The sequence below is a fragment of the Planctomyces sp. SH-PL14 genome (genome assembly GCF_001610835.1).
GTDB lineage: Bacteria > Planctomycetota > Planctomycetia > Planctomycetales > Planctomycetaceae > Planctomyces_A.
Window position 1 is genome coordinate 5,284,385 of record NZ_CP011270.1, and the last position, 26,334, is coordinate 5,310,718.

The window sequence follows — 26,334 nt, forward strand, 5'->3', positions numbered from 1 at the left end:
CCCCGTTCGACCTCGGAATCGCCTTCCTTGATGGACTTCGCCCGCTCCAGCCGCCAGCGCTACCTCGAATACCGGGAGGAAGTCCGTCGACGCCGCGGGGAGCGGGAGACGCCTCCGGTCTCGCCACATGGGACGGGACCGATGCGTCCCGCCGGCCCACGCCAGCGTTCCACAACGGCCCTGCTCAAAGCCTTCTGGCAATTCCTCGCCGGACAACGCGGGCCGGTCCTCTGGTCGCTCTTCACTCTGACGCTGGCCACCCTCCTGGGGCTGATTCCTCCGGCATCGACCAAGTTCGTCGTCGACAACGTCCTCGGAAATCAACCGCTGCCGGACGTCCCCTGGATCCGCGCCCTCGTCCCGACCGATAAGTGGCGGCTCCTGATCGCCCTCACGGCCGCCGTGACGCTCCTGTCGGGAGTCCGCGTCCTCCTCAAAATCTCCGGCCGCTGGGCCGCGACCCGGGCCACCAAGCGGGTCCAGATGTCGATCCGCAAGCGGGTCATGGAACACGCCGTCCGGCTCCCCCTCCCCCGCGTCCACGAACTCAAGTCTGGCGGAATGGCGAGCCTGCTGCGGGAAGACGCCGGCGGGATCGGCGACCTGATCTTCGGCCTCCTCTACAACCCCTGGCGGGCGGTCGTCCAGCTCCTCGGGAGCCTGCTGATTCTGGCCTGGGTCGACTGGCGGCTCCTGCTCGGGGCGCTGTTGGTGATTCCGGCGGTCTACCTCTCGCACCGGACCTGGATCCTCGAGATCCGCCCGCGGTTCCGCGACGTCCGGGCCCGGCGGCAGCAGATCGACAGTCAGACGACCGAGACCTTCGCCGGGATGCGGGTCGTGCGGGCCTTTGGCCGGCAGCGGACCGAGACCGCCCGCGTGATGACGAACGCCCATCTCATGGGCCGGCAGGAGCTGTTCGTCTGGTGGTGGATGCGGGTCATCGAGATCGTGTGGGAGCTGCTGATTCCGCTCGGCTCGGGGGCGCTGCTGCTGTACGGCGGCTGGCGGGTACTGAACGACCAGCTCACCGTCGGGGAGCTGATGATGTTCCTCGTGTACCTCGTGATGTTGCTGGAGCCGATGGCGATCCTGGCGGAGAGCGCGGCGACGCTGCAGAACAGCCTGTCGGGGCTCGATCGGGTGCTTGATCTGCTCGGCGAGCCGCGGGAGATGGAGGCGACCGACGCCTCGCTGCGGATCTCGCACGAAGACGTGCTGGGACGGGTGACGTTCAGTGACGTGTCATTCCGTTATGCCGCGGAGTCGCCGTGGGCGTTGCAGGATGTCGATCTCGACGTCAATGCGGGAGAGACGATCGCGCTCGTGGGGCCGAGCGGGGCGGGGAAGACGACGCTGTGCAATCTTGTGGCGCGGTTCTATGACCCGACGGCGGGGGCGATCCGGCTTGACGGGAGGGACCTGCGGGAGATTGACGTCGAGAGTTATCGCGGGCTTTTGGGCGTGGTTGAGCAGGACGTGTTCCTGTTCGACGGGACGATTGCGGAGAACATTGCGTATGGGCTGCGGGATGCGACGCAGGGGGCGATTGAGGAGGCGGCGCGGGTGGCGAATGCGGACGAGTTCATCCGGCGGTTGCCGCAGGGGTATGGGACGGTGATTGGGGAGCGGGGGGTGAAGTTGAGTGGTGGTCAGCGGCAGCGGCTGGCGATTGCGCGGGCGCTGGTGGCGGATCCGCGGATCCTGATTCTGGATGAGGCGACGAGCAATCTGGATACGGAGAGTGAGCGGTTGATTCAGCAGAGTTTGCGGTCGCTGATGCGGGGTCGGACGTCATTTATCATTGCGCATCGGTTGAGCACGATTCGGCATGCGAGTCGGATTCTGGTGTTGGAGGGTGGTCGGATTATTGAGTCGGGGACGCATGACGAGCTGATTGCGCAGGGCGGCCGTTATCGTCGGATGGTCGAACTCCAGGCCTCGCTTGATACGGAGCAGGTGGCAGCAGAGACGCAGACCTGAACCGGGTCCAGGGGCTACCCTGGTCAGGGGGTGCAGGGGGCAGAATGCCCCTTGCCCGCCGGAGGCTTGTCTCGTCGAGAGTTTCTCTGAAGGTGGGAGTGTCCAAACGCGGACACCGTGCCGTATGCCCCCTCACCCACCCGCGGCGATTGCAAAGCGAGCGGTGAGTCCTCAACGCAGGCGACACAAAGCGGACGCCCGTTGTGTGCCACGGTTCCTCATGGAAGTGCCTCCGGCGGCAAGGGGGCCTGTGTTGTTTTCTGGCCCCTTGACCCCAGTGGCCGTGGCACGTTGGGTTTGAGCTGGCGGGAGCTGTGCCGGCAAGGACGCGGTTCGAGCCAAGAAGCTCACTGCTTGTCCAACAGCCCCCGGCGCACCAACTCCTCCGTCCACGACACCCGCAACGCATCCCTCTGCTGTGGAAAATGCCGCAGCATCATCCGCCGCCGCGGCGGCATCCACGTGTGATGGACATCCACGTCCAGCGTCAGACCCAGATACCGGCAGTGATACCGATCAATGCGATCGTCCTTCCCCACCAGCTCCGTCGTCACCTCCGCCTCCGGAATCAACGACCCCAGGATGAAGTGCCCCGCAACGATCCGGTCCTCATCGTCCAGCATCGCCAGCGCCGCCCGGGCCTGCTCGGCATTCAGCTTCGTCGGAACCCGCATCGCAAAGTCCGGGATCCACTGCGCATGCAGCCCCCCCTCGCCATCCAGGTCCCACACGACATGCGCATTGAAGATGTCGGTAAACGGCCCGCTCGTCAGCTCGGACGTGTCGATGCTGGCTGCAATGGACGGCGAGAAATGCCCCGCCGCTGCCGTCGCCGTACGGGGTTCCCGGGAGGCCGCCTCACTGTCGGAAGCGGCGGCCGACGGATCGCCCGGGGCCGCCGCCTGCTTCGCATTGGGCCGGACCACGAACGCCAGAGCCACGGAAAAACACAGAATCACCGCCATCGTCCGGACGTTTCGCCACACGGCCCGTACTCCCACCGCATGCCAGATCCGCGACCAACTCCCGTGCGAGTGTAACCGCGGGCGGCGCTCGGCGGCACACTGTTTTTTCCGCCGAATCGGGAATGCCGTTGACAGCATCCGTCCGCCTCGACGGTTCCGATCCTGCCGATCCGGTCCCCCTTGACGCCCCGATCGGACCGGCGCGAGACTGACATTCCGCTGCCCGCCGCCGTCCCGACCGCCGTGAACGCGGACCTGGTCTGCGGATCTCCCGTGCGAGAAACCGATGAAGCCGGCCACCGTCGACGACTACATCGCCCAGTCTCCGGAGGAGGTCCGGCCGATCCTCGAGAAGATCCGGGCCACGATCCGCCGCGCGGCGCCGAAGGCGACGGAGCGGATCAGCTACCGGATGCCGGCCTTCTTCCAGGACGGCGTGCTGGTCTACATCGGGGCCTTCAAGAACCACATCGGCCTCTATCCGCCGGTGTGCGGGGACGAAGCGCTTGAGGCCGAAGTCGCCCCCTATGAAGGGGAAAAGGGGAACCTCCGCTTTCCGCTCGACCGCCCGATCCCGTACGGGCTGATCGGCCGGATCGTCAAGTCCCACGTCCGGGAGAACGCGGCCCGCGCCGCTGCGAAGGCCTCCACGGCAAGGAGCCGCCGTTCCGGCACTCGATCTCGCGGTTGACCTGCCGCGGCCGGCTGGCCGCGTCCGTAAGCCCAGGTGACGGACCGTCCGATACGCGACGGGCCCCCGTCTTTCTGCCGGCCGCGCTTTCCACCCCCAACCTCCGCAGGATACCCTGCTTCGTTCCCGGATGGACCCTCCCGCTGAGTCTTCGTATGTCGACCGCCCCCACGCCCGCCAACGCCGCCGCGACCTCCACCGGCACCGCCGCCCCCGGAGCGGGCCCGGCCACGTCGACGACCCCCGCCAAGACCAAGAAGGACTCCCCGCCGGAAAGCGCGCGGGACACGATCGAATCGATCATCTTCGCCCTCCTGATGGCGTTCCTGTTCCGCACCTTCGAGGCGGAGGCGTTCGTCATCCCCACCGGCTCGATGGCCCCCACGCTGTACGGGCGGCACAAGGAGGTCCACTGCCACGAATGCGGGTATCCGATCGTCGTCGGCGCGAGCGATGAAGTCGACAACAAGGACGGCACCCTCATCAACCGCCTCAACCAGGTCGTCTGCCAGAACTGCGGCGGCGTCACCGACGCCTACGAAGACGTCCCCTTCAACGGCGACCGGATCCTCGTCAACAAGTACCCCTACGAGTTCGGCGAGCCCGACCGCTGGGACGTCTTTGTGTTCAAGAATCCGGAACAGCCGGAGATGAACTACATCAAGCGCCTCGTCGGCCTCCCCGGCGAGACGATCCGCATCCGCAACGGCGACCTGTACCGCGTCGTCGACGGCAAGGCCTCGATTCTCCGCAAGCCGCCCGAAAAGCAGCGGTTCCTCCAGATCCCCGTCTACGACGACCGCTACCCCGCGGAAAAACTCCTCGCGGCGGGCTGGCCGGAACGCTGGGCCGCCGTCGAGAAGACGGGGCAGCCGAACGGGAACGGGGCCATCGACGGCTGGGAACCGACCGACCTCGGCTGGAAGCACGACCCCAAGACCCGCGAGTTCCGCCTGGAGAAGGCGGACGCCGCCCCCCGCACGATCCGCTACCGCCACTACCTCGCGACCCCCGAGGTCTGGCAATCCCTCGCCAGCGGCATCGACGTCCGCCCCGCGGCCTCCCTGGTGGCGGACGACTGCGGCTACAACAACTTCACCGTCCGGGCCCCCTTCAACGACGGCATCTCACCGGCGAACCTCGAACTCGGCGCCTACTGGGTCAACGACCTCACGGTGAACTTCGGGCTCGAGCTGACGGCGATCGATCCGGGGGCCGCCGTCGTCCTGGAACTTCTCGAAGGGGTCTACCAGTACCAGTGCAAGATCGACCCCAGCTCCGGCATGGCGACCCTGACCGAGACGTCGATGACCGGCAACGTCACGGTCGAGCTCGCCTCGCAGCAGACCTCGCTCCGCGGTCCGGGGACTTACGCCATCACCTTCACCTGCGTGGACGACCGCCTCTGCCTGTGGGTCGACGGCAGCCTCGTCGACTTCGGCCCCAAGGCGAGCCTCGAGCATTTCGCCACCGCCGACTCCCTGCCGCACCCGCGGGACCGGTCGCCGGTCGGGATCACGGTCGCGGGGGCCCAGGCCACGGTCCGGGACCTGCTGCTCCAGCGGGATGTGTATTACCGGACGGCGGAGTCGCATTGCCTGCATGGCCTCGAAGACCAGCTCGCCCGGCTTCTCGGCAACGTGGAGCAGTGGAGCGAGCTGTACTCGAACACGGAGAAGTGCCAGACCCGCGACCTCCAGGTCGATCGGAACGGGTTCCTGGCCTTCGGCGACAACAGTCCCCGCAGCAGCGACAGCCGCTTCTGGCGCGACACGCAGAGCGTCCCGCGGGACTTCCTGGTCGGCAAGGCGTTCTGGATCTACTGGCCGCACGGGATCCCGTTCCTCAATGGGGGGAAGGGCTTCACCGTGATGAGGCACGCCGTTGACCGGGACGTGATCAAGGACAAGAGCTGGCTCAACTACCCCAAGATGACGTTCCCGTTCTACCCGCAGTTCTGGCGGATGAAGCGGATCCGCTGAGGGGCTGAGATCGGGGTAGCCACTGAGGAACACAGATCAACACGGATAGGAGAGGCCGGAGAAAAACGGGTGCCGCCGGCCCAAAGGGCCAGTTATTCCCCCAGCCCGGGCCAACGGACCTGGAATCGCCAGGATGAGCGGGAAACAGGCCTGAAAGGCCGGCCATTCGGTCCCGGCAAAGCGTCCTCTCCGACAACGTTGCTCGGAAACGAACGGCTGGCCCGTTGGGCTGTCGATCCTCTCATCGCCACGCCCAGGGCCGATGGCCCTGGCTGGAAGAACGGATGACCCTTCGGGCCGACCATCCTGCTTTGCGGGCCGAACATTCGGATTTGAACCGCGGGCGGATTCCGCCCGCGGTCCTATCTGTGTTCATCCGTGTTTATCTGTGGCCCATTCCTCTGTTGCTGATTGTCGCTGCTACCCGACTCTTCAGTCCTTGAGCCGCTCCGGCGAGAGCGGCGTGATGCCGAACTCGCGCGATTCGGGGATCGAGATGAGCTGGTACTCGATCGAGTCCGCCGCCTCGAACTTCTCCTGGTTCTCCTTCAGGTTGCCGGTCCCGGTCTTGATCGCTTCCAGGAACACTGCCTGGGAGGACTCCAGCTCCTCCTTGAGGGCCGCCTGCAGCTTCTGCATCGATTCGTTGAGCTCCCCCTTCTGGCGGGCCGCTTCGAGCTCCGCGGCCTGGGTCAGGAACGTCGCCAGCGGACGGAGCTTGCTGTTCCCGAGCATCGTCGTTTCCAGTCCCACGGGGACCTGATCCTCAGCCGGTTCCGCGGAGGCGTCGTACGCCAGGTAGCAGTGGCCGGGGACCATCACGAGGTGCGCGTTCAGGCCGATCTTCGTCAGGATCGAGGCCATCAGGACCGAGCCGTCCACGCAGTTGGCCTGCGTCGCCTTGATCGAGTCGTCCAGGAACCGCACGTGCTGGCTGTAGACCTGCCGCGCCCTGGGGGAGGTCGAAATGTCGCTGTACTTGATCCCCCGCCGCTGCAGGACGTGCCAGATGGCGAAGACCTGCTGGTGCACCACTTCTTCCTTGCCGCTCTGGTAGCCGGTGAAGGAGTCGATCATCTCCGACTGGAGGGCTTCTTTCAGGATCTCGTCGATCAGCGGATGGTTCTCGTTGACGTAGGCGGCGAACATCCACGAGCAGTCATAGGGAGGCTCGTCCTCTCCCTGCACGACCGCCCAGGGGCAGTCGTTGACCGAGCGGAGCGTGAGCGACTTGGTCTGTTCCCCCAGCAGCTCGCCGTCGACCGTCACCTTCATGACCAGGTTCACGGGCCGCTGCTGCCGGCACTTGTGCAGCGCGTCGAAGTCATACACCCCCTTGGGGATGATGATCACTTCCTCGTAGTCTTCCTCGGCGGTCGTGGTGAAGACCGACTTCTTGAGGAACCCCTGTCCGGAGACCTCCACGCGGATCTCGGCCCCCTCCTCGATGTCGGTCAGGCAGACGCCGAAGTAGCCGTTCCGGTCCCCCAGGCAGGGGGTCTCTTCTTCGTCCGCCTCTTCCTCATCGGCGTCTTCGTTCCAGTCGATCGTGGCGGTCGAGATCAGGAGGCTCGGGAAGACGTCCCGTTCCATGTAGACCCACGGCTCGAACGCGTCGTCGGCCCGCAGCGGGGCGACGAGGGCGAGCGCAAGACAGACCGTCAGCAGGCACCGCGACATGATGTTTTCCGAACCATGAAGAACAGCGACCGGCGCCGCGAGCACGGGCGCCTCATCCCGAGAGGGATTCTGACACAGCCGGCGGCGGCTGGCGACAAAACTTTCCGGGATGTCATCCGCCGCCCGGCGCGGGAAACAGGCGTGCGGAAGGCGAAGAGTTTGCGGTCTCGGCGGCCGGGACCAGCCGGGAGGGCGAAGCTCCTGCTGAGCCGCAAAGGTTCACGAACGCTTTCCCTCCTCTTCTCAAGATCCCGCCTCGTTTCTGGAGGCACGGTCCTAGCGACGGTGGCTCCCCTGGGGAGTGGAACGAACAGGCGATCGGGCACATTTTCCGCTGCCGCGGCTCGGCCGGAGCCTCGCCCTCCCGATCTCGGCATCGCCAGCAACGTCGCGGCCTCAATCCCTCCGGAACCGGAATTGCTCACGGTTCCTTCGCACAGAAATGTAGGATGACGTCGCCAGATTCGATCCCATCCCATCGAACAGAGGTCGCAATGCGGAGTCGCACCAAGTCTCACACGTGGCTGGCGGTCCTGACCGCCGCCTGCCTGGCCTCCAGCTCACTCGTTTGCGCGCAGGAAACCTTTGACGAGGTGGTGAAACGGACGCAGAAGGAGAAGGGCTCCTTTGCCGCCCGGCACCAGAAGCTTCTCGACGAGCGGTATGACCTCAAGGACCGCCCGGCCGACGGCGCGAAAATGGCCCGCGGCAAGGCAGTCCAGGAAGGGGTCCGGGTCCGTCTCCCGGACGGCATGACCTGGGACAAGCTGGCGGGTATGACGCCGGAGGAGATCAAGGAGGGGGATCACTGGCCGGCCGGTTTCTATCCGCTGCCGCATCCGCACCATGAGGCGGGGGGGATGCTGTTCCCCAAGCTGCAGATCGAGGAGGTCAAGAAGCAGAACGCCCGCGACCTGACCCGTTTCGACCTCGACTTCGATCTCCCGGACCATCTGCTTCCGGAGTTCCCCGCTCCGATCTACCTCACGACCCGGCCCGACCTGGGAGACGTCTCGAAGGGGAAGCTGGTGACGCTGGACAACTATTATGAGCTGTTCCAGGAGGCCCTGAACCCGAAGCAGCTCGAAGGTCTGCGTCTGCTCCTGACGCCGTTCCCGCAGCAGCAGTTCAACGCCACGGACGACCGCCGCAGTCTCCGTCCGAGCCTGGGGGTTGCCTGTTTCGACTGTCACTCGAACGGCCACACGAACGCCGCCACGCATACCGTCGGGGACATCCGCCCGAATGAGCACCGTCATCGGATTGACACCCCGACGCTGCGGGGCGTCAACATCCAGCGGCTGTTCGGCTCGCAGCGGGCGCTGAAGACGATCGAGGATTTCACCGAGTTCGAGCAGCGGGCCGCTTACTTCGATGGCGATCCGGCGACGGCTGCCAAGAAGGGGATCAATCCGCTGGAGCGCGGAAGCCAGGTCCACTTCATGGCGGAATTCCAGGAACTGCTCGACTTCCCTCCGGCTCCGAAGCTCGACCTTTTCGGCAAGCTCGATCCGAAGAAGGCGAGCGAGAGCGAGCTTCGCGGGCAGGAGCTGTTCTTCGGGAAGGCGCAGTGTTCGATCTGTCATCCGGGTCCGTACTACACGGACAACCTGATGCACAATCTGCGGACGGAGCGGTTCTTTAAGGAGAAGATGATCAATGGCCGGAAGGCGTCGGCGGATGGTCCGATCAAGACGTTCCCGCTGCGGGGGATCAAGGATTCGCCGCCGTACCTGCATGATGACCGGCTGCTGACGCTGGAGGACACGGTGGAGTTTTTCAACGTGGTTCTCGGGACGGAGCTGAACAAGCAGGAGAAGGCGGATCTGGTCGCATTCCTCCGTTGCTTGTGACGTCGACGCGTCCTTGCCGGCGCAGCGCCCATAGCTCAAACCCAACGTGCCACGGCCGCCGGGGTCAAGGGGGTCTCACCCCCTTGCCGCCGGAGGCCTCTTCCATGAGGAACCGTGGTCAACAACGTGCGTCCGCTTTGTGGGACCGGCGTTGAGAGGTCCTCGCACGCCTTGCAATCGCCGCGGGTTGGTCAGGGGGCATCCGGCACGTGGTCCGCGTTTGGATACGCCATCCTTCAGATATCTCTCGACGGCCAGGCCTCCGGCGGGCAAAGGGGCGTTGCCCCTCTGCACTCCCCACCAGGGTGCCCCTGGACCCGGGTCATTCGCGGTTTGTCTGGACTCGCGGTATCGTGACAGCGGGCGCGGCTCGCGGAATGGCGTCGATCGCCATCGTTCCGTTTCCTCGCCGCCCGTGGAGTCCGCCTGTCCATGCCTTCCCATCCCCCCCGTCCCGCCTCTCCCGCCGCCACCGTGCGCAAGGGAATCCTGACGGGGCTGGTCCTGGCCAGCTTCGCCGGCACCGCCGCGGCCCAGGCCCCCGCACCTGCCCCCGGCACCGTTCCGGCCGCCCCTGCGGTCGACCCCGGAGCTGTGAAACCGGTCTCGATCCTCGACTGGGGCATCGTGGCCATCATGGTCGGCGCCGCCCTCTTCGTCGTCTGCCGCTCGAGCCACCGCAATTGAACACGTCCGTGATCCGCGGAGGCGTAGCGAAAGTCCTGTGTCCGATGTCTTCGTCCGGAGAAGGAGCCACCGGGGTCGGCGGATCGATTGAGCGGGTTGCGACCACGTGAGCAGCGAATCCGACCCGATTGTCGTCAGCGGCCTGGGCCTCTGGACCCCGCTCGCCGCCACCCGCGAAGCGAGCTGGGACGCCCTCCTGACCGGCCGCTCCGCCATCCGCTGGCTCGACTCCTCCCGCGACTTCCCCGAATGGGGCCCCGCCGCGCGAGGCCAGTGGGCCGGCGCTCCCGCGGCCGAACGCCCGCACCGCGCCGTCGCGGCCACGATGGCCGTGGCCGTCGTTGAGGAGGCGCTACACCACGCCCGGTACCAACCCTCCGACCTCGCCGAACCCGAGCGGCGGCGGATCGGCTGCGTCTTCGGCGCCTCCAAGGGGAGTTTTGACTCACTCGCTCCCGGCTTCGCGTCCTCGGAAAGCGGAGCCCCCTCGCGCGACGACTCCCTCTGGAGTCTCGCCCCCTCAGCCCCGCTCGACGCCATCCTCCAGCGGCTGCGGCTCGGCGGCCCCGCGACCTGCCCGGTCGCGGCCTGCGCCACCGGGAGTCTGGCGATCCTCATGGGGGCGCAGTGGATCGAACAGGGGCGGTGCGACGCAGTCATCGTCGGAAGTGCGGACGCCGCGCTCCATCCCGGCCTCCTCGCGTCTTATCGCCGCATGGGCGTGACGGCCCGGATCGCTGAGGACCCCGCGACGGCGGTCCGGCCGTTCGACCGCGACCGGAGCGGCTTCCTCGTCGGCGAGGGAGCGGCCGCCCTGGTTCTCGAACGCCGCTCCGCCGCACAGTCCCGCGGCGGGGCGCCCCTGGCCGCCTGGGACGGCGGGATCCTCGTCAGCGACACCGCCGGCATGCTCTCGCTCGAGGCGACGGGCCATACCGTCCGCGACGCCATCGCGCGACTGAACCTCCGCCGGCCCGCCGCGGCCGAAGCCGGGACGACCGCGATGCCCGTCGATCTCATCAGCCTCCACGGCACCGCCACCCGCGAGAACGACAGCAGCGAGGGCCGCGGGCTGCGGGCGGCCCTCGGCGACTCGGCTGCGTCCGCCGCCGGCTTCAGTCTCAAGGGGGCGATCGGCCATCTGCTCGGAGGGGCCGGGAGCGTCGAAACCGCGGCCGCGATCCTGGCCCTGCGGGATCAGATCGTGCCACCCACGGCCAACCTGAACGTCCTGGATGAGGAGTGCGGTTTCACGAACCTGTCGCCGCAGCCGCTCCGCCGGCCGCTCCGGTCCGCTCTCAAGCTGTCGCTCGGTTTCGGCGGCCACGTCTGCGCGATCCGCTTCCGGCGTCCCTGACCGTCTTCCGGGCCGACAGGCTGGCCTGCCGCGGCGCAGCAAAGCTCGCCGTCCCCCCACAAGAACTCTCCAAAGACCTCATTTCGGGCCTGTTTCTGCACCGGCATGTCGGTTGCGTTTGTGCACTTCCCAAGAGTTCACAGTTCACGATGCCTGCGCGGCCCCCGTGAGGCGGTGCCGGTGTTTTCCTGCCAGGAGACAAAGTCATGAAACGGTCCACTTACTATTTTGCGCAGGCGACAATGCTGGCCGGCTGCTGGAGCGTCGCCTTCGGCCAGGCCGGCACGCCGAATCCCGGCTCCGCCTCCGCACCGGTCGCCAACCCGGCCTCGCGTCTTTCCAACAACATCCAGAGAACGGCGAACTTCCGGGGTGAGGCGGGCAGCGCCTGGTTCAACGACGATGGCGTGCGGAAGGAGCTCGGACTGAGCCCCGAGCAGTTCGAACGTCTCAACCGCAGCTATACGGACACGTGGACGCGTTACAACGAGTCGATGGCCGGCCTGAAGGAGGGAGACGCCGACTCCCCGACCCGTCAGGAGCAGCTCCAGCGTCTGAACAACACGTTCAACAACAACCTGACGACGACGACCAAGGACATCTTCAACACTCCGACGCAGCGTGATCGGTACGACCAGCTCTCGCTGCAGTACCAGGGGCCGGGCGCTTTCGGCCAGCAGTCGCTTCGGGAACAGCTCCGGCTGAACGACGAACAGATGCTGCGGATCGATCAGTACGGACGGAACTGGGGACAGAAGGGCAACCGCCTGCTCCAGACGTACCAGTCGAATCCCGAGGTGGCCGCACGGCAGTTCAGCGCCGCTCGGGCGGAGACGATGCAGAACATCAATTCCGTGCTGACGCCCGAGCAGCGGGCGACGTACTCGCAGATGACCGGGACGCCGTATGACTTCGGGATCGGCACCTACGCCAACACCCAGTTCGGACCGACGTTCGGAACGGGGGTCGACGGCGTCGGCCTCGGCATCGGCCTGAACGGGATCAATACCGGCATCAACACCGGGACCACGGTCGGCAGCGACGGCACCGTCCCGATGGATCCGGGCACCAACTCGACGCAGCCCGGCGCGAACCCCACGACCGGGGGCGTTCGGCCGGGCGCGAATCCCGACACCGGCGGTGTCCGTCCCGGTGCGAATCCTGACACCGGCGGTGTTCGACCTGGTGCGAATCCTGACACCGGCGGTGTCCGTCCTGGTGCAAATCCGAACACCGGCGCTTTTCCTGGGGCGAACCCGTCACGCCCGTCCAACGATATTCCGAGGATTCCCGGAGCCCGGCCGGGAACGCGGCCAGGAACTCAGCCCGGGACGAATCCCGGCGGTAACCTGCCGCAGCCCGGCACGAACCCGGGCGGTAACCTGCCGCAGCCGGGTACGAATCCTGGTGGCAACCTGCCTCAACCCGGAACGAACCCCGGCGGTAACCTGCCGCAGCCCGGCACAAATCCCGGAGGGGTCACTCCGGCACCGGGCGTGAATCCGGCGGTGCCCGGCACACCGGCCGTTCCGAGTGCCCCGACCGTCCCCGGCGGACCCGCCGCTCCGGGCGGAGCGGCAGCGCCTGGCGGAGCCGTCGCTCCCGGCGGAGCCGCGGCACCGGGTGGACGCTAGGCCTACGGCAGACAGCGATCGCTGACGCGACGCCCTTCGCTCCACCACGAGCGAGGGGCGTCGCTTTTTTTGATTCGTGCCGCTTAACCTCCGCGATCTTGCGAACGACGTCGCCAATGACCCCTCCTCGACTTCACCCCTGCCCGCCTCGCCTGCCACAATGAACGCCTCCGTTCCTGTGGATCTCCCGATGCCCTCCGTTTCCCCCGCCTTCACCGACTCCGCAGAGGCGACCGCCGAGACCCTCCTGAAACTGGCCCTCGCCGAGGATCTTTCGACGGCGGGTGATCTCACGTCCCGTTCGCTCATCGATCCGCGCTGGCAGGGGACAATCCAGGTCGTGGCCCGCTCACCGGGAATGCTTTCCGGCGGCCCCATCGCCGAACGCGTCTTCCTGACCGTCGATCCGACCAGCCGCGTCACCCGCTTCGTGGCCGACGGACAACGCCTCGACCGCGGGACGGTCGTCCTCGAAACGACCGGCCCGATCGCCTCGCTCCTGACCGCCGAGCGGACCGCCCTCAACTTCCTGACGCACCTGAGCGGGATCGCGACCCTCACGCGGCGGTTCGTCGACGCCTGTGCCGGCACGCGGGCCCAGGTGCTCGACACGCGGAAGACTCTCCCCGGCTGGCGGCATCTCGCCAAGTACGCGGTCGCCTGCGGCGGAGGAACGAACCACCGCATGGGGCTCTACGACGGCGTCCTCATCAAGGACAACCACCTCGGCGCCTGGTCCGCCGGCCCCGAGCGGCCGACGATCGCCGCCGCCGTCGAGCATGTCCGGAAGGTCAATCCGCCGGGCCTCCCGATCGAGACGGAGGTCGATTCCCTGGACCAGCTCGCCGATGTCCTCCCGGCACGGCCCGACATCGTGCTCCTCGACAACATGCCGCCGGACCAGCTCCGCGAAGCGGTCCGGCTGCGGGACCGCTCCGCTCCGGACGTCCGGCTCGAGGCCTCGGGGGGAGTTAACCTCTCGACGATCGGCGCGATTGCCGCCACGGGGGTCGACCGCATCAGTGTCGGCGGCCTCACGCATTCCGCCCCGGCCCTCGACCTCGGCTTCGACTGGATCCGCCGCGACGGGTGAGCGGTGGTCAGTCGCTCCGGCCCAACGGGCCAGCGATTCCCCTGGCCAGGGCCATCAGGCCTGGCTGGAAGAACGGATGGCCCTTCAGGCCGGACTCGCAGAACTTCGCTTTCGATCCTCCCAACCGCCATAACCGGTCTTCTCCGGCGGCCGGACATTCTTCAGGCATGTTGCAAAATGTGAACTAGGGTTGAGACGGACAATGGCGCCCCCTTCCGCACCGATCCGTCATGAGTCGATTGACCCATCCCGCTCCGGCCCCTGCTGCTTCTTCCGCCCCGGGGGAAGTTCCGCCCGGCGACGGCACCCTCACGCAGGTTCAGGAGGAACTCCTCCTGCTTCTGAACGGAGAGGAAACGGCCCCTCCGCCCCGCGCGGCGGTGGTCGAGGCGCCCCCGCCCCCGGCGCCTCCCGTTCCCGCTCCCGGCGACGCTCCTCCGGAGAAGGCCGCCCGGTCCGGAGCCGCGGGAGCTCAGGATCCCGAGGCCAAGACGGAGGGCTGTCCCTCTTGCGGCTTCACCGGCTCGTGGGGGATGGGATCCTGGTGTCCCGAGTGCGGCTACTTCCCGCGCGTCGGACGTCAGGGAGACGCGATTGAGGCGGCCGACCCGGAAGACGCGCTCCCCCCGACGCTGTGGTCGCTCATCCCCGGATGGATCTGGGCTCTGCTCGGCGGGATGGCCGGGATCATGATCGTCAGCGCTTCCATGCCGCTCGTCCTGAAGGACCCGCTGCACCGCGGAGCCGCCGCGGCGGTCCAGCTCGGCATCGGCCTGCTGCTGGGGATCTCTTCGCAGGTCCGCGCCTTCATCTATGCGATGAAGACGCACGAGCAATACAAGTTCTATGCGATCGTCACCTCGCCGCTCGCCATCTGGAGGGGGCCGATCAAGCTGTTGCCGCAGACGCGGCCGGTCTTCTTCTGCGCGGCCTGGGGCTGGACGGCGGCGCTCGGCGCCGGTCTGTTCATGGGGCTCCACTGGCCGGTCCTCTTGAAGGCGTTCCAGGACTACATGGCCGAGGTCCGCAAGGCCGAGGCGCTCAACGTGCTTCCCAAGGAGAGCAAGGACAAAGCGAAGGGGGGGGAGAAGAAGCCCGGCGAGATGTCGTTCGGCGAGTTCATCGGCGAGATCGGCAAGACGCTGGCTCCCGAGGAAGAGAAGCCGAAGATGAAGTTCAAGGTCAAGAAGGAGAAGAGCGAGAAGGACATCGACGAACTGATGGAGGATCTCGTCTCCGAAGTCCCGGTCGATATGAAGGACAGCGGCGCGGAAGAGGGTAAGACCGAAGACGCGCTCAAGAAGGCCGGGGACGCGGCCAAGAACGCCGAAGAGGCGGCCAAGGGAGCAGGGGATGCCGCTGAAGGAAAGGATGGAGAGTCCGGGGATGAGCAGAACCCCGCGGACGATGAACCGACGGGGCAGCGGTGCCTGATCATCGGCTACACCGCGAACGCCTCGGGCGAAGTCCGCTCGCTCCTTGTCGCGGTCCCGCTCAAGGACGGAAAGCTGCGGTTCGCCGCCAAGCTGCCGCTCGACTCGCTGACCAATCGCGATCTCGCCGAGCTCCGCAAGGTGCTGGCCAAGATCCGCACCAAGAGCCCGGCCACCCCCTGTCCTTACGGCGGGGTCTGGGTTCGGCCGGTCCTGCAGTGCCACGTGGAGCATGACGGCTGGACATCGGACGGCCGCCTCCGGTCTCCCAATGTGGAAGAGCTCGTGATCGAGCGGACCGAGATTCGCGAACGCTCGGCCTCCCGGACGCCGACGCTCCGCTGACCTTTTCACCCATCCGACTTCAGACGGCCGGGGTCTCCCGGTCCGTTCCTGCCTGCGGAACCGCTTCGATGTTGTGGGAATCGCTCTACTGGGGGAGTCTGGCGGGAGTCGTTTACCTCTTTGCGGGGTATCCGGCGCTGCTGCTGGTTCTCGGCCGGCTTCGTCCTTTCCGGGCCGCCAAGGCTCCGTGGTCGGAGTCCGTTACGGTGATTGCGGTCGGACACAACGAGGCTCATCGCTGGCCGGCCAAGATCGACAGCATCCTGGCGACGCGGGGCTCGGATCAGATCGCGCAGATCCTGATCGGCTCCGACGGCTCGACCGATGACACGGTGGCGCGGCTCAGCGCTCATCCCGATCCGCGGGTGCGGGTCGTCCACTTCGATCAGCGGCGGGGAAAGCCCGCCACGCTCAACGACGTCATTCCCCTGGCCGCGTCGGAGGTCGTGATCCTGACCGATGCCCGGCAGCGCCTCGATTCGGAAGCGATCGCGAAGCTGACCGAGAACTTCGCGGATCCGCGGGTCGGCGTCGTCTCGGGGGAGCTCGTGTTCGAGACCTCGAGCACGGACAGCACGGCGGCGCGGGGAATTGGCCTGTACTGGGTCTACGAAAAGCTGATCCGCAAGGCGGAGAGCCGGTTCCGTTCGGTGCCGGGGGCGACCGGGGCGCTGTACGCGTTGCGGAAGTCGTTGTTCCGGCCGATTCCTCCGAACACGCTTCTCGATGACGTCGTGATTCCGATGCAGGCGGTGGAGCAGGGGACTCGCTGTCTGTTTGAGCCGGGGGCGATTGCGTGGGACCGTCCGAGTCAGGAGGCGGGGCAGGAGGCGGTACGGAAGCGGCGGACGATCGCGGGGGCGGCGCAGCTTGTGTTGAATCAGCCGCGGTGGTTGTTGCCGTGGAAGAATCCGATCTGGTGGGAGTTCTGTTCGCACAAGATCGGGCGGTTGTTGTCGCCGGTGCTGCTCGTTCTGGTGCTGGTGGCCAATGCGATGTTGCTGGACCGGTGGATGTATCGCGGGTTGTTTGCGGCTCAGCTGGCGTTCTATGGGCTGGCGGGGGTTGGTTATCTGTTGCAGCGGGCGGGGATGCGGTCGCGGTTGTGCGGGGCGTGTCTGATGTTTGTGTCGCTCAACACGACGACGGTCGCGGCCTTGTGGGATGCGGTGCGAGGACGTTTCCAGGCAACCTGGCAGAAGACAACTTAATAGCCGGGTCCAGGGGCACCCTGGTCAGGGGGTGCAGGGGGGCCCGTGTTGTTTTCTTGGCCCTCTTGCCCGCCGGAGGCCTGGCCGTCGAGAGATATCTGAAGGAGTGAGTGTCCAGGCGCGGACAACGTGCCGGATGCTCCTCACCGACCCGCTGGGATTCCAGGGCGAGCGGTCCGATTTGAGAGAGCCCTCAACGCCGGTTCCCCAGCGACACCGCTCGCGCCGTGAACACCCGTCGCCCACCCGTGTTCCTCTCGCGCGCCCTAATCGATGGGGCATACTTCCGAGTCAAACGGAACTCCCGCGAAATCCCCAATTCCGTTTGACACCGTCCCCCCTCGACCTACGTTCGAATGTCCGATTCTGTTGCGTTTGAGAAACACCCATGGACCGCCTCGAGCGATACCTCGGCTCCCGCCCGACCCGTCCGTCGCAAGCGAAGCCGCCTGCCCCGCCTGTTTCGCCCGCCGCGCCGGTCGCGACTGTCGACCCGACGGAGCGTCCGAGCCGGCTCGGCCTGCGCCGCCAGGCCATGGACCTGTGCATCGTCGGCTTCGCCCTGTTCGCCGCGATCATCGTCCTGAACGACTCCGCCAACCGCCGCTGGTCCGTTGCCATGGGGCCGACCTATCGCCAGGGGCAGCGCTATGTTGCCATGGCGGCCGACTGGACGAACCGCAAGCTCCAGTCCGCCAAGGACGCGACGGTCCCGGTCCTGCGGGAGAAGATCGGCCAGCCGGAACCGGCGATCGCCCTGGCCCTCGAAGACATCGGGGACAGCCTGTCGCTCGAGGAGGAGCCGATCAACCTCGCCGAGAACACTCCGAACGTCCCGACGGTCGGCACGCTCCGACTGCAGACGGTTGGCCAGACCAAGCTTCACTCGCGCCCGATCGACGCGCTTCCGAGCGGTTTCGACGGGGACGTGGAACGGAAGAACAGCGAAGTCGAAGAGTTCGAGATCCAGCTCCGGCTGGAGTAACGTCCGACCGCTTGAATCGCTCCCCGCTTCTGGAGCGAACGACCGACGTCTCCCGTGTGTGACCCGGTCCGGAGAACGTGACCGCTTTCCTCGCGAACCACGCGCTCGTTCCGACGGCGGCGTTCCCATCCCGACCAGGCCAGTCGGCGGGAGAGAGTCCCGCCCGAGACCAGCGCCGCGGGGTCGCGGTCTCTGCCGATCGAGCTTCCTCCAGCGGTGAGACCGTCCTGGGGATGAGGCTCTCTGGCGGTTCAGGGCTTTATCGCAAAACAGATCGCTCGCCACCGGCGGATCGCGGCCGTCCGGCATTCTCTCCAGGCGGTTCGCCATCGGTCATTGATCGCCATGAGGGGCAGGGCACGTAACGCCCGGTGGTCCTTGCGGGCCTGCTTTTTTCCAGGCGAAAGTCGCCGTGATGCTTCGGCACACCACGTGCATGACTCCGGATTCAATCCAACGACGACGCGTCGCAGAGAGTCCTGAACACCTTGGAACAACCCGGAGCCCTCGTCATGAAAGCGCCCCAGCGACAGACCGAAGAACAGCCGCTCGACCTCAGCCGCAGCGGGAAGATCAAGTACGCCCTCGTCGGTTGGCTCCTCGGCCTGCCGCTGCCGATCATTCTGTTGCTCCTCGTCTTCCGAGGATGCGACTTCTGATCGAGCGCCACGTCGTTCAATCGTGGTCATACAACCGCGGTGCCGTCACCTGATGTTGGAGTCCTTCGGGAAGCAATCAGGAACGGCACCGCGTTTTTGCGCGCACTCAACAAGTGCTCCCCTCGGCGGACTCTCTTGAGCGGCTGACAGCTCCCCGCGGCGGCGATACTCTCCGGGCTCCCGCTTCCTCTCTCTGCCGCTTCGAGCCGACGAACGAATGAACGACATCGTCCTGGTCACGGAGGATCGCTTCGAAGATCCCCGGGCCGATCCCCAGGGAAAGCAGGTCTTTGTCGAAGAGGGGCTTCTCAGCGCGGCGTTCGAGCGCCGCGGCGCGCGGGTCCGGCGGGTTGCCTGGTCGAACCGGGCCTTTGACTGGTCGCAGGCCAGCGTGGCCCTTGTTCAGTCGACATGGGACTACATTCACCGGCTGCCGGAGTTCCGAAGCTGGCTCCAGCGGACCGCCGCCGTGACCCGGCTCCTGAACCCGGCCGAGCTGATCCTCTGGAACTCCGACAAGCGGTACCTGCTCGAACTGGAACGCGCCGGGATCCGGATCCCGCGGACCCGTGTCGTGCCGGCGGGGAGCGACCTGTCCCTGGCCACCCTCTTCGAGGAGCTGCGGCAGGAGGAGCTGGTCTTCAAGCCGGCGGTCTCGCTCGGAGCGCGGGACACGCACCGCGTCCATCGCGACGCTCTTCCGGAGGCGGGGCGGACCTTCGCCGAACTGATGCGGCGCGAGGCGGTCGTCGTTCAGGAGTTCCTTCCCGACGTTCTCGCCGCCGGAGAGGTCTCGGTGGTGCTGCTCGGCGGACGCGCCTCACACGCGGTGAGGAAGATCGGCCGCGCGGGAGACTTTCGCGTCCAGGACCACTTCGGCGGGCGGGTCGAGCCGCATTCGCCGACCGAGGCCGAGAGGGCCTTTGCCGAGCGGGTCGTGGCCGCCTGCCCTGTCGCTCCCGTCTACGCGCGGATCGACCTCGTGCGGCATCCGGACGGAGGGCTGTGCCTGATGGAAGCGGAGTTGATCGAGCCGGAGCTGTTCTTCCGGCTCCATCCCGCCGGAGCGGACCGTCTGGCGGAGGCGGTGGAACGATGGGACGGAGTTCCCTCCCGGTGAGGGAACATCGCCGGATCCTCTGATGGGATGCGCGAGACACGTCCCGCACCGCGATGGCTTCGCCCCCGCACGGTCCGGTCCCCGCGGATCTGTGTCAAACTGCGGCTTCCTTCTCGGGGCCGGCACTGAAGATGTGTGCGAAACGCAACAGTCTCCGTTGCGGAGATCACTCATGTGATCCTCGCCAAATCCTCATGTCGTTTGACGCTAGCAGTCTCGTTGGCGAGCGATATAGTCAGAGTCGAAGCCCCTCTCGCCCGTGTCTTGTTCTCGACACCGAGGTTCTGATGCCGCGCCTCTCTTTCTGCGGACTGGTCGTCGCCAGTCTGATCTTCGCCGCCTGTTCACTCGCGGTTGCCGCTGAGCCGGACTCGACCGCCCTGCAGTCGGCGGTGGTCGCCTCGGCCGAGGCTTATGAGAAGGCCTTCGCGGCCCGCGATGCCAAGGCGCTCGTGGCCCTCTTTACGCCCGAGGCGGAGTACGTCGGATCGGGTGGGACGGTGTTCCACGGCCGCGAGGCGATCCAGGCCGAGATGGAGTCCTCCTTTGCCGTCGAGCCGCCGGGAACGGTGAGCATCGAGATCCTTTCGATCCGTCCCGTGGCCGATGGGGTCCTTGTCGAAGACGGGGTGTCGGAGTTCACCCCCAAGGAGCCCGGCCCGTCCTCCATGACGCGGTACTCCGCCACGCACGTGCGCCAGAAGGACGGGACGTGGCGGATCGCGAGCGTGCGGGAACTGGAGCCCGCGATCCTGACGCCGCATGCCCGGCTGATGGACCTGGCGTGGCTTGTCGGCGAGTGGCGGGAAGAGATCGACGGACATGTCGTCGAGACGACGTGGAAGTGGTCCGAGGACGGGAACTTCCTCATCAGCGAGTTTGCCGCGCGGCATGCGTCCAACGTTCTCATGAAGGGGACGCACCGGGTCGGCTGGGACGCGGGACGGCGGCAGTTCCGGTCCTGGGTCTTTGAATCGAACGGCGGCGCGGCCGAGGGCTGGTGGGAACAGAACGAACAGGGGACCTGGGCCGTGCGGGTCAACGGGACGGACGACGACGGGAACGCGGTCGCCGCGACCCTCACTTATCAGCGCGACGGCAACGACGCCCTGCTCGTGACGCAGGAGCATCGCTCCCGCGGCGGTGTGGCCCTCCCGGCCGACGCGCATCGGGTGGTCCGCAAGCCTCCGGCGGCAGGGACCCCCGCCAAGCGACCGGCGGCGCAGGCGGCTGCGACGAAGTAACAACGACAGACGCCCGGCGTGAGTCGGGCGCCTTGGGGGACCGCGTAACAGGACGGACGCGACAGCGCGAACAGAGCGGCTCGGACGCCAACTCAACAGACATCCGGTCCGGGGACGACGCGTCCCGGATCCGCAATCCAACACAGGCGGGCGAGGAGCAGATTCCCATGAAGCGATCCCTCTGGCGTTCGGGGCTGGCCGGCGTGCTGGCGATGATGATGGCAACGGGACCGGCCTTCGGTCGCGGCTTCGGCGGCGGCGGATTTGGCGGCGGTGGGGGTGGCTTCCGCGGAGGCGGAGGGGGCTTTGGCGGCGGTGGATTCGGCGGGGGCGGGATGGGAGGCGGCGGCTTCCGCGGCGGGATGCCGTCCGGCGGCTTTGGTGGCGGCGGCTTCGGCGGGGGCGGGGGTGGGAACTTTGGCGGAGGGGGCTACCGCGGCGGCGGAGGGAACTTTGGTGGTGGTAACTTTGGCGGCGGGAACTTCGGCGGGGGAGGTCTGTCGGGGAGCGGGTTCCGTCCCGCGCCGCAGGTCCGTCCGGGGATGCCGTCGGGGATAGGGCTTCCGGGTGGTGGAGGCGGCGGCATTGGAGGCGGGGGATTCAATCGGCCCGGGGGTGAGTTCGGCGGCGGTGGTGGGATGAACCGGCCGAACGTCGTGCATCCTCCGGGAGGGGGCGGCATCGGTCTCGGCGGCGACGGCGGACGGTTCGGCATTGGCGATCGCCCGCAGATCCAGCCGGGAGGCGGAATCAATCGCGGGGACCTGAGCCCGGGGAACCGTCCCGGCCTCGGCGGTGGGGGCGAAGGACTCCGTCCGGGAGCGGGCGGAGGGGGGACTGCCAACCTGCCCGGACTCGGCGGCGGTGGCGTCCGGCCCGGCCAGGGAGGAGCGGGCGAGCGGCTGCCTGGAATTGGCGGCGGCGGTGTCCGGCCTGGTCAGGGGGGTGCGGGCGAGCGGCTGCCGGGGATCGGAGGGGGCGGGACCCGTCCCGGTCAGGGTGGGGCCGGGGAGCGGTGGAACGCCCAGAATCCAGGCTCGATCTCCGACCGGCACCAGGATCTGGCCAACCGCTTTGACAACATGGACCAGCACTGGGGGGACAGCGGCTGGCATCATCAGAACTGGGAAGGCCCCAACGGCGGCGATGTCAATCACATCGGCTTCTGGGGACCGAACGGCTACTGGGGACACACCGGCGTCTCGGGCCCCAACGGCGGGCACTGGGGGCACTCGACCGGGATCGGTCCCAACGGAGCTTACGGCCGGACGACCGGCATCGGACCGAACGGCGCGGTGTGGGGACATGGCGGCGCGATCGGACCGAACGGCGCCTTCGGGTACGCAGGCTACGCCGGACCGGCCGGCCATTGGTCCCGCAACTGGGGGGGCTGGTACAACGGCTACGCTCCCGCGTGGGGGAACGGCCGCTGGAACTACCTGTGGGATCAGTACCCGGTCGCCATGGGCTTCGGCTGCACGATGTGGGGACTCAATTCCGTTGCCTGGGCCTTTGGGGTCGGAACTTACTGGAACCCGTATTGCGATGGGCCGGTGTACGTCAACAACCAGCCGGTTGTGACCTACACGGAGCCGGTCGTCGGCGATCCGTCGTACGATCAGCAGGCCGCTGACAACGCCGCCGCCGACGCCGCGGCGGGTCCCGGACAGCAGGGGGAAGATCCGCTGACCGAGGCATTCAACCTGGCCCGGGTCTCGTTCTACAACGGGGACTATCAGGACGCCCTCAAGAGGACGAACGACGCCCTGGTCAAGGCGCCGCGGGATGCGGCGATCAACGAGTTCCGCAGCCTGTGCCTGTTCGCGCTCGGCCAGTACCGCGACTCAGCGGCGACGATTCATTCCGTCCTGGCCGCCGGGCCGGGGTGGGACTGGACGACGATGATCAGCCTGTACCAGAACCAGGACACGTACACGGCCCAGCTCCGGGCTCTGGAGGATGCGGCGAAGGCCAGTCCTGATGCGGCGGATCTGCGGTTCCTGCTGGCGTATCACTACATCACGTGCGACCACAAGGACGCCGCGGTGGTGATGCTGAAGGAAGTGGTCCGGCTGCAGCCGAAGGATGAGCTGGCGGCGGAGCTGGTGAAGATGTACAGCCCGGCTCCGGATCAGCCGGCCGCCACGGCGGAGGCGAAGGCTCCGGATCTGGAGAAGCCCGCTTTCCCGATGGAGAAGCTGGAAGGGGACTGGACGGCGAAGGATGATTCCGGGGGTGCGTTCAAGCTTCACCTGGGTGACAAGGACGTGTTCACGTGGACGTTCACGCGGGATGGTCAGCCGCAGGCGGTTTCGGGGGCCTATATTGTGCGGGGGACGAACCTGGTGATGCAGCCGGACAGTGGCGGCACGATGATCAGCACGATTGCGTTGAAGAACGACAGCACGTTGAGCTTCACGCCGGTGGGCAATGCGAAGGCGCTGACGTTCACGAAGTAAGCCCCAACCGGGTCCAGGGGCACCCTGGTGGGGAGTGCAGAGGGGCAACGCCCCTTTGCCCGCCGGAGGCCTGGCCGTCGAGAGATGTCTGAAGGAGTGCGTGTCCAAGCGCGGACAACGTGTCGGATGTCCCTATATCAACCCGCAGGGATTCCAGGACGAGTGGTGAGTCCTCAACGCCGGTGCCACAAAGGGGACATCCGTTGTGTCCCACGGTTCCTCATGGAAGAGGCCTCCGGCGGCAAGGGGGTGAGACCCCCTTGACCCCGGCTGCCGTGGCACGTTGGGTTTGAGCGATCGGAGTCCGTCCGGCAAGGACGCGACTCAGTATGTAATCTGCGTCCGCAAGCCGAGCACCAGCGCAGTATCCACCGCCTGACGCGTCGGATTGACCACCTGCAGATCAGGTGTGATGTGGAACCACGGCGTCACAGCAATGTTGTAATACAGCTCCACCCCCTGCTCGTTCGTCAGGGGCACGAAGGGAGCCAGGGTCCGCTGCAGGTCGCTGCTCGTCTCCATGAAGTAGTACCCGATCCCAAACGTATCGGCCGGCCGGGACTTGAGCGGGCTCGACCCCCCCACACCCACCGTCGCCGTATAACGGATCGGATTCGGATTGCCGTCCGACAGGGCGAACTGGCCGAAGACACCCCAGCCCCGCTGCGGATTCTCCGGATCGACGAACAGGTACTGGTCGAACGCATACATCAGCGACCACGAACTGCTCTTCTGCGGGAACAGAACCGCCGGCCCGTCCGGCGTAATGACGTACGCCGCGTCGTCGAGGGCGTTCACGGTCCGGCTCGACCAGCTGAAGTACATCTGCTGATGCCCCGGGAGATCCCGGAGCTTCACCGGGATGTTCAGGTTCCCGAACAGCGAGGCGCCGTTCGAGAAGGCGTCATCGACCCCGCTCGTCGTCGGGTGATTGACCGGATCGATCACGATCATGCTGAAGATCGGCTCCTTCCCGTCGAGGATCGCGAAGCCCGCGCCAAGCGACGAGTAGGGGACGGTCCGGCCGAAGATCGGCGGCAGCGTGAACGACGTGTTCATGAACTGCGTCTGCCCCTTGCCCGCGGCGAAGGGGTGCATGTAGCCGTCCACGATGTTCAGCTTGCCGGCGAAGACCATCAGGTTCTCGTTCACGATCTGCGTGAATTTGAGCCCCGTGATCGAGGTCACATGCTCGCCCGGCTTGGGAAACAGGGCCGCGGTATTGACCGGGCTGATCGCTCCCGTTGAGCCGTTGACATCATCCCCGTAGAGAGTCTCGCCATGCAGATCGACGATCAGGCCTTCCCACAGCCCCAGCTTGCTGGCGTCCGCCGTGAGGTAGTAGTCGTTCCGGCCGCCAAAGACGAACTCCTGGTTCCGACCGCCGCTCGCGACCCCCTGGTAGATCAGGGTCGAGGTGGCGTCGAACTTCATGCCGTGCTCGGCCAGGGCGGGGCGGAGGCCCCCCATCTCGCCGAGGAGATTCGTCCGCTTCGGACTGAAGAGGTCCGACATCGGACACAGCTCATGCGCGAAGCTCTCGTCCCCTTCGGTGAAGACGCACGAGAGGTCGTCGTCCGCCTGCGCCCGCGCGGCCAGGCCGGCGCCGATGGCGAGCGCGAGGATCACGAAGCCGGCGCGACGGAGGGCCGGGGTCGAGACGAGCGGATGATCGAACGGCGGAGCGAAGCGAGCGCGCTGCATGGGGCATCCCTGCCACGGCGGAACTTACGGCGCAGAAATGAGCCTGCGAATGGTTTCGGCCCGCACCTTTCACCCGCGTCTCCCTCACGACGCGGACCATCGAACTTTTCCCCTCGGGCCGTGACCGGAATGCGTCAGGCAAGTTGTGCGGGGGGCCCCGCGGTGGCACATCGGCGAAGACTGCCGCAGGGGGCCGACCTTCGTTCGATCGGCGGAGGCGTTCTCGCCCTGCTTCTGCTCGTCCTGGGGGCCGCGTGGGAGACGCCGCTTGCGGCCCAGGAGCCCAAGGTGGACGACCCGTTGTCGTCGTGGAACGACACCGCGACGAAAGCGGCGATCGTGTCGTTCGTGGACCGCGCGACGCGGCAGGGGAGCCCGGACTTCGTCCCGCCCGCCGAGCGGATTGCCGTCTTCGACAACGACGGGACCCTGTGGTGCGAGCAGCCAATCTACGTGCAGGCGGTCTTCATCGAGGCCCGCGTCCGGGCTCTCGCTGACCGGCACCCTGAATGGAAAGAGCAGGAGCCGTTCGCGTCGGTCCTCCGGGGAGACCCGAAGGGAGTCGCCGCCGCCGGCCAGAAGGGAGCGCTTGAGCTCCTGGCCGCGACCCATACCGGGATGACGACCGAGGAGTTTTCGAAGCTGGTCGTCGACTGGCTGGCAACCGCCCGGCATCCGAAGACCGGCCGCCGCTACACCGAGATGGTCTACCGGCCGATGCTGGAGCTCCTGGCCTATCTGCGGGCGCGGGGCTTCAAGACCTACGTCGTCTCCGGCGGCGGGATCGAGTTCATGCGCCCCTGGACACTCGCCACCTACGGCATCCCGCCGGAGCAGGTGATCGGTTCCTACGGCAAGCTCAAGTACGAAGTCCGGGACGGGACGCCGGTCCTGGTCAAACTGCCGGAGATCGGCCTGATCGACGACCACGCCGGCAAGCCGGTCGGGATCGAGACCTTCATCGGCCGCCGTCCGGTCGCCGCCTTCGGCAACTCCGACGGCGACCGCGAGATGCTGGAATGGGTCACGGCGGGCCGCGGCCTCCGCTTCGGCCTGATCGTCCATCACGACGACGCCGAGCGGGAATGGGCCTACGACCGCGAGTCGCACGTCGGCCGGCTCGATAAGGCCCTCGACGAGGCGAACGTGAAGCACTGGACCGTCGTGAGCATGAAAGCCGACTGGCGAACGATCTATCCCCCTGCGGTCGAGCGGACTCCCTGATGCGGAGGAGCCTGAGCGGAGTCCT

Annotated in this window: 19 protein-coding genes; 16 read left to right on the forward strand and 3 right to left on the reverse strand. The window is 67.0% G+C overall.

Going from position 1 to position 26,334, the window contains the following annotated elements; translation table 11 throughout:
- Window positions 1-30: 30 nt before the first annotated feature.
- The gene (locus VT03_RS20160; protein WP_075094651.1) at window positions 31-1,983 is read left to right on the forward strand and encodes an ABC transporter ATP-binding protein; all 1,953 of its coding nucleotides are present in this window, start codon (window positions 31-33) and stop codon (window positions 1,981-1,983) included.
- A 347-nt stretch (window positions 1,984-2,330) separates the two neighbouring features.
- On the opposite strand, the gene VT03_RS20165 is transcribed toward VT03_RS20160, so the two are convergent.
- Window positions 2,331-2,969, reverse strand: a complete 639-nt coding sequence (locus VT03_RS20165; RefSeq protein WP_156514641.1) for a hypothetical protein — start codon at window positions 2,967-2,969, stop codon at window positions 2,331-2,333.
- A gap of 265 nt (window positions 2,970-3,234) precedes the next feature.
- On the opposite strand from VT03_RS20165, the gene VT03_RS20170 reads away from it, so the two are divergent.
- Both VT03_RS20170 and lepB read left to right on the forward strand, forming a co-directional pair.
- The gene (locus tag VT03_RS20170) at window positions 3,235-3,639 is read left to right on the forward strand and encodes an iron chaperone (protein WP_075094653.1); all 405 of its coding nucleotides are present in this window, start codon (window positions 3,235-3,237) and stop codon (window positions 3,637-3,639) included.
- Between the two features lie 155 nt (window positions 3,640-3,794).
- Window positions 3,795-5,621, forward strand: coding sequence for a signal peptidase I (gene lepB, locus VT03_RS20175; protein WP_075094654.1), 1,827 nt, complete (start codon window positions 3,795-3,797; stop codon window positions 5,619-5,621).
- 432 nt (window positions 5,622-6,053) lie between these two features.
- Here lepB and VT03_RS20180 read toward each other — a convergent pair whose 3' ends face one another.
- On the reverse strand, window positions 6,054-7,301 hold the full coding sequence (locus tag VT03_RS20180; protein WP_075094655.1) for a hypothetical protein: 1,248 nt from the start codon (window positions 7,299-7,301) through the stop codon (window positions 6,054-6,056).
- A 494-nt stretch (window positions 7,302-7,795) separates the two neighbouring features.
- On the opposite strand from VT03_RS20180, the gene VT03_RS20185 reads away from it, so the two are divergent.
- The 12 genes from VT03_RS20185 (at window position 7,796) to VT03_RS20235 (ending at window position 23,381) form a co-directional block, all read left to right on the forward strand.
- Window positions 7,796-9,154 (forward strand): cytochrome B6, encoded by a 1,359-nt coding sequence (locus VT03_RS20185; protein ID WP_075094656.1) that lies wholly within the window; start codon window positions 7,796-7,798, stop codon window positions 9,152-9,154.
- Window positions 9,155-9,586: 432 nt separating this feature from the next.
- The gene (locus tag VT03_RS20190; RefSeq protein ID WP_075094657.1) at window positions 9,587-9,841 is read left to right on the forward strand and encodes a hypothetical protein; all 255 of its coding nucleotides are present in this window, start codon (window positions 9,587-9,589) and stop codon (window positions 9,839-9,841) included.
- A 106-nt stretch (window positions 9,842-9,947) separates the two neighbouring features.
- Window positions 9,948-11,198 (forward strand): beta-ketoacyl-[acyl-carrier-protein] synthase family protein, encoded by a 1,251-nt coding sequence (locus tag VT03_RS20195; protein WP_075094658.1) that lies wholly within the window; start codon window positions 9,948-9,950, stop codon window positions 11,196-11,198.
- A 206-nt stretch (window positions 11,199-11,404) separates the two neighbouring features.
- On the forward strand, window positions 11,405-12,832 hold the full coding sequence (locus tag VT03_RS20200; RefSeq protein WP_075094659.1) for a hypothetical protein: 1,428 nt from the start codon (window positions 11,405-11,407) through the stop codon (window positions 12,830-12,832).
- A 190-nt stretch (window positions 12,833-13,022) separates the two neighbouring features.
- Window positions 13,023-13,925, forward strand: a complete 903-nt coding sequence (nadC, locus tag VT03_RS20205; protein WP_075094660.1) for a carboxylating nicotinate-nucleotide diphosphorylase — start codon at window positions 13,023-13,025, stop codon at window positions 13,923-13,925.
- Window positions 13,926-14,155: 230 nt separating this feature from the next.
- Window positions 14,156-15,703, forward strand: coding sequence for a hypothetical protein (locus VT03_RS20210; RefSeq protein WP_156514642.1), 1,548 nt, complete (start codon window positions 14,156-14,158; stop codon window positions 15,701-15,703).
- Window positions 15,704-15,771: 68 nt separating this feature from the next.
- Window positions 15,772-16,914 (forward strand): glycosyltransferase family 2 protein, encoded by a 1,143-nt coding sequence (locus tag VT03_RS20215; protein WP_075094662.1) that lies wholly within the window; start codon window positions 15,772-15,774, stop codon window positions 16,912-16,914.
- 388 nt (window positions 16,915-17,302) lie between these two features.
- Complete coding sequence (locus VT03_RS20220) at window positions 17,303-17,899, forward strand: hypothetical protein (RefSeq protein ID WP_075094663.1); 597 nt, start codon at window positions 17,303-17,305, stop codon at window positions 17,897-17,899.
- A 512-nt stretch (window positions 17,900-18,411) separates the two neighbouring features.
- Entirely contained in the window at window positions 18,412-18,558 is a 147-nt protein-coding gene (locus VT03_RS34290) for a hypothetical protein (RefSeq protein WP_197489023.1), read from the forward strand.
- 217 nt (window positions 18,559-18,775) lie between these two features.
- The gene (locus VT03_RS20225) at window positions 18,776-19,678 is read left to right on the forward strand and encodes a RimK family alpha-L-glutamate ligase (RefSeq protein WP_075094664.1); all 903 of its coding nucleotides are present in this window, start codon (window positions 18,776-18,778) and stop codon (window positions 19,676-19,678) included.
- A gap of 287 nt (window positions 19,679-19,965) precedes the next feature.
- The gene (locus VT03_RS20230) at window positions 19,966-20,922 is read left to right on the forward strand and encodes a YybH family protein (RefSeq protein WP_075094665.1); all 957 of its coding nucleotides are present in this window, start codon (window positions 19,966-19,968) and stop codon (window positions 20,920-20,922) included.
- Between the two features lie 167 nt (window positions 20,923-21,089).
- Window positions 21,090-23,381, forward strand: a complete 2,292-nt coding sequence (locus VT03_RS20235; protein WP_261340457.1) for a tetratricopeptide repeat protein — start codon at window positions 21,090-21,092, stop codon at window positions 23,379-23,381.
- Window positions 23,382-23,705: 324 nt separating this feature from the next.
- Here the strand turns inward: VT03_RS20235 and VT03_RS20240 are convergent, their stop codons facing one another.
- Complete coding sequence (locus tag VT03_RS20240; protein ID WP_075094666.1) at window positions 23,706-25,085, reverse strand: carbohydrate porin; 1,380 nt, start codon at window positions 25,083-25,085, stop codon at window positions 23,706-23,708.
- 129 nt (window positions 25,086-25,214) lie between these two features.
- Here VT03_RS20240 and VT03_RS20245 point away from each other — a divergent pair, with 129 nt between their 5' ends.
- Window positions 25,215-26,309 carry an HAD family hydrolase gene (locus VT03_RS20245; RefSeq protein ID WP_082846380.1) on the forward strand — a complete coding sequence of 365 codons (1,095 nt, stop codon included), beginning with the start codon at window positions 25,215-25,217 and terminating at the stop codon, window positions 26,307-26,309.
- The last annotated feature ends 25 nt before the right edge of the window (window positions 26,310-26,334 follow it).

Bases quoted from the DNA above. Each gene is read 5' to 3' on its own strand.
- VT03_RS20160 (WP_075094651.1), top strand. From the start codon at position 31: ATGGACTTCGCCCGCTCCAGCCGCCAGCGCTACCTCGAATACCGGGAG.
- VT03_RS20170 (WP_075094653.1), top strand. From the start codon at position 3,235: ATGAAGCCGGCCACCGTCGACGACTACATCGCCCAGTCTCCGGAGGAG.
- lepB (WP_075094654.1), top strand. From the start codon at position 3,795: ATGTCGACCGCCCCCACGCCCGCCAACGCCGCCGCGACCTCCACCGGC.
- VT03_RS20180 (WP_075094655.1), bottom strand. From the start codon at position 7,301: ATGTCGCGGTGCCTGCTGACGGTCTGTCTTGCGCTCGCCCTCGTCGCC.
- VT03_RS20185 (WP_075094656.1), top strand. From the start codon at position 7,796: ATGCGGAGTCGCACCAAGTCTCACACGTGGCTGGCGGTCCTGACCGCC.
- VT03_RS20190 (WP_075094657.1), top strand. From the start codon at position 9,587: ATGCCTTCCCATCCCCCCCGTCCCGCCTCTCCCGCCGCCACCGTGCGC.
- VT03_RS20200 (WP_075094659.1), top strand. From the start codon at position 11,405: ATGAAACGGTCCACTTACTATTTTGCGCAGGCGACAATGCTGGCCGGC.
- nadC (WP_075094660.1), top strand. From the start codon at position 13,023: ATGCCCTCCGTTTCCCCCGCCTTCACCGACTCCGCAGAGGCGACCGCC.
- VT03_RS20210 (WP_156514642.1), top strand. From the start codon at position 14,156: ATGAGTCGATTGACCCATCCCGCTCCGGCCCCTGCTGCTTCTTCCGCC.
- VT03_RS20215 (WP_075094662.1), top strand. From the start codon at position 15,772: ATGTTGTGGGAATCGCTCTACTGGGGGAGTCTGGCGGGAGTCGTTTAC.
- VT03_RS20220 (WP_075094663.1), top strand. From the start codon at position 17,303: ATGGACCGCCTCGAGCGATACCTCGGCTCCCGCCCGACCCGTCCGTCG.
- VT03_RS34290 (WP_197489023.1), top strand. From the start codon at position 18,412: ATGAAAGCGCCCCAGCGACAGACCGAAGAACAGCCGCTCGACCTCAGC.
- VT03_RS20225 (WP_075094664.1), top strand. From the start codon at position 18,776: ATGAACGACATCGTCCTGGTCACGGAGGATCGCTTCGAAGATCCCCGG.
- VT03_RS20230 (WP_075094665.1), top strand. From the start codon at position 19,966: ATGCCGCGCCTCTCTTTCTGCGGACTGGTCGTCGCCAGTCTGATCTTC.
- VT03_RS20235 (WP_261340457.1), top strand. From the start codon at position 21,090: ATGAAGCGATCCCTCTGGCGTTCGGGGCTGGCCGGCGTGCTGGCGATG.
- VT03_RS20240 (WP_075094666.1), bottom strand. From the start codon at position 25,085: ATGCAGCGCGCTCGCTTCGCTCCGCCGTTCGATCATCCGCTCGTCTCG.
- VT03_RS20245 (WP_082846380.1), top strand. From the start codon at position 25,215: ATGCGTCAGGCAAGTTGTGCGGGGGGCCCCGCGGTGGCACATCGGCGA.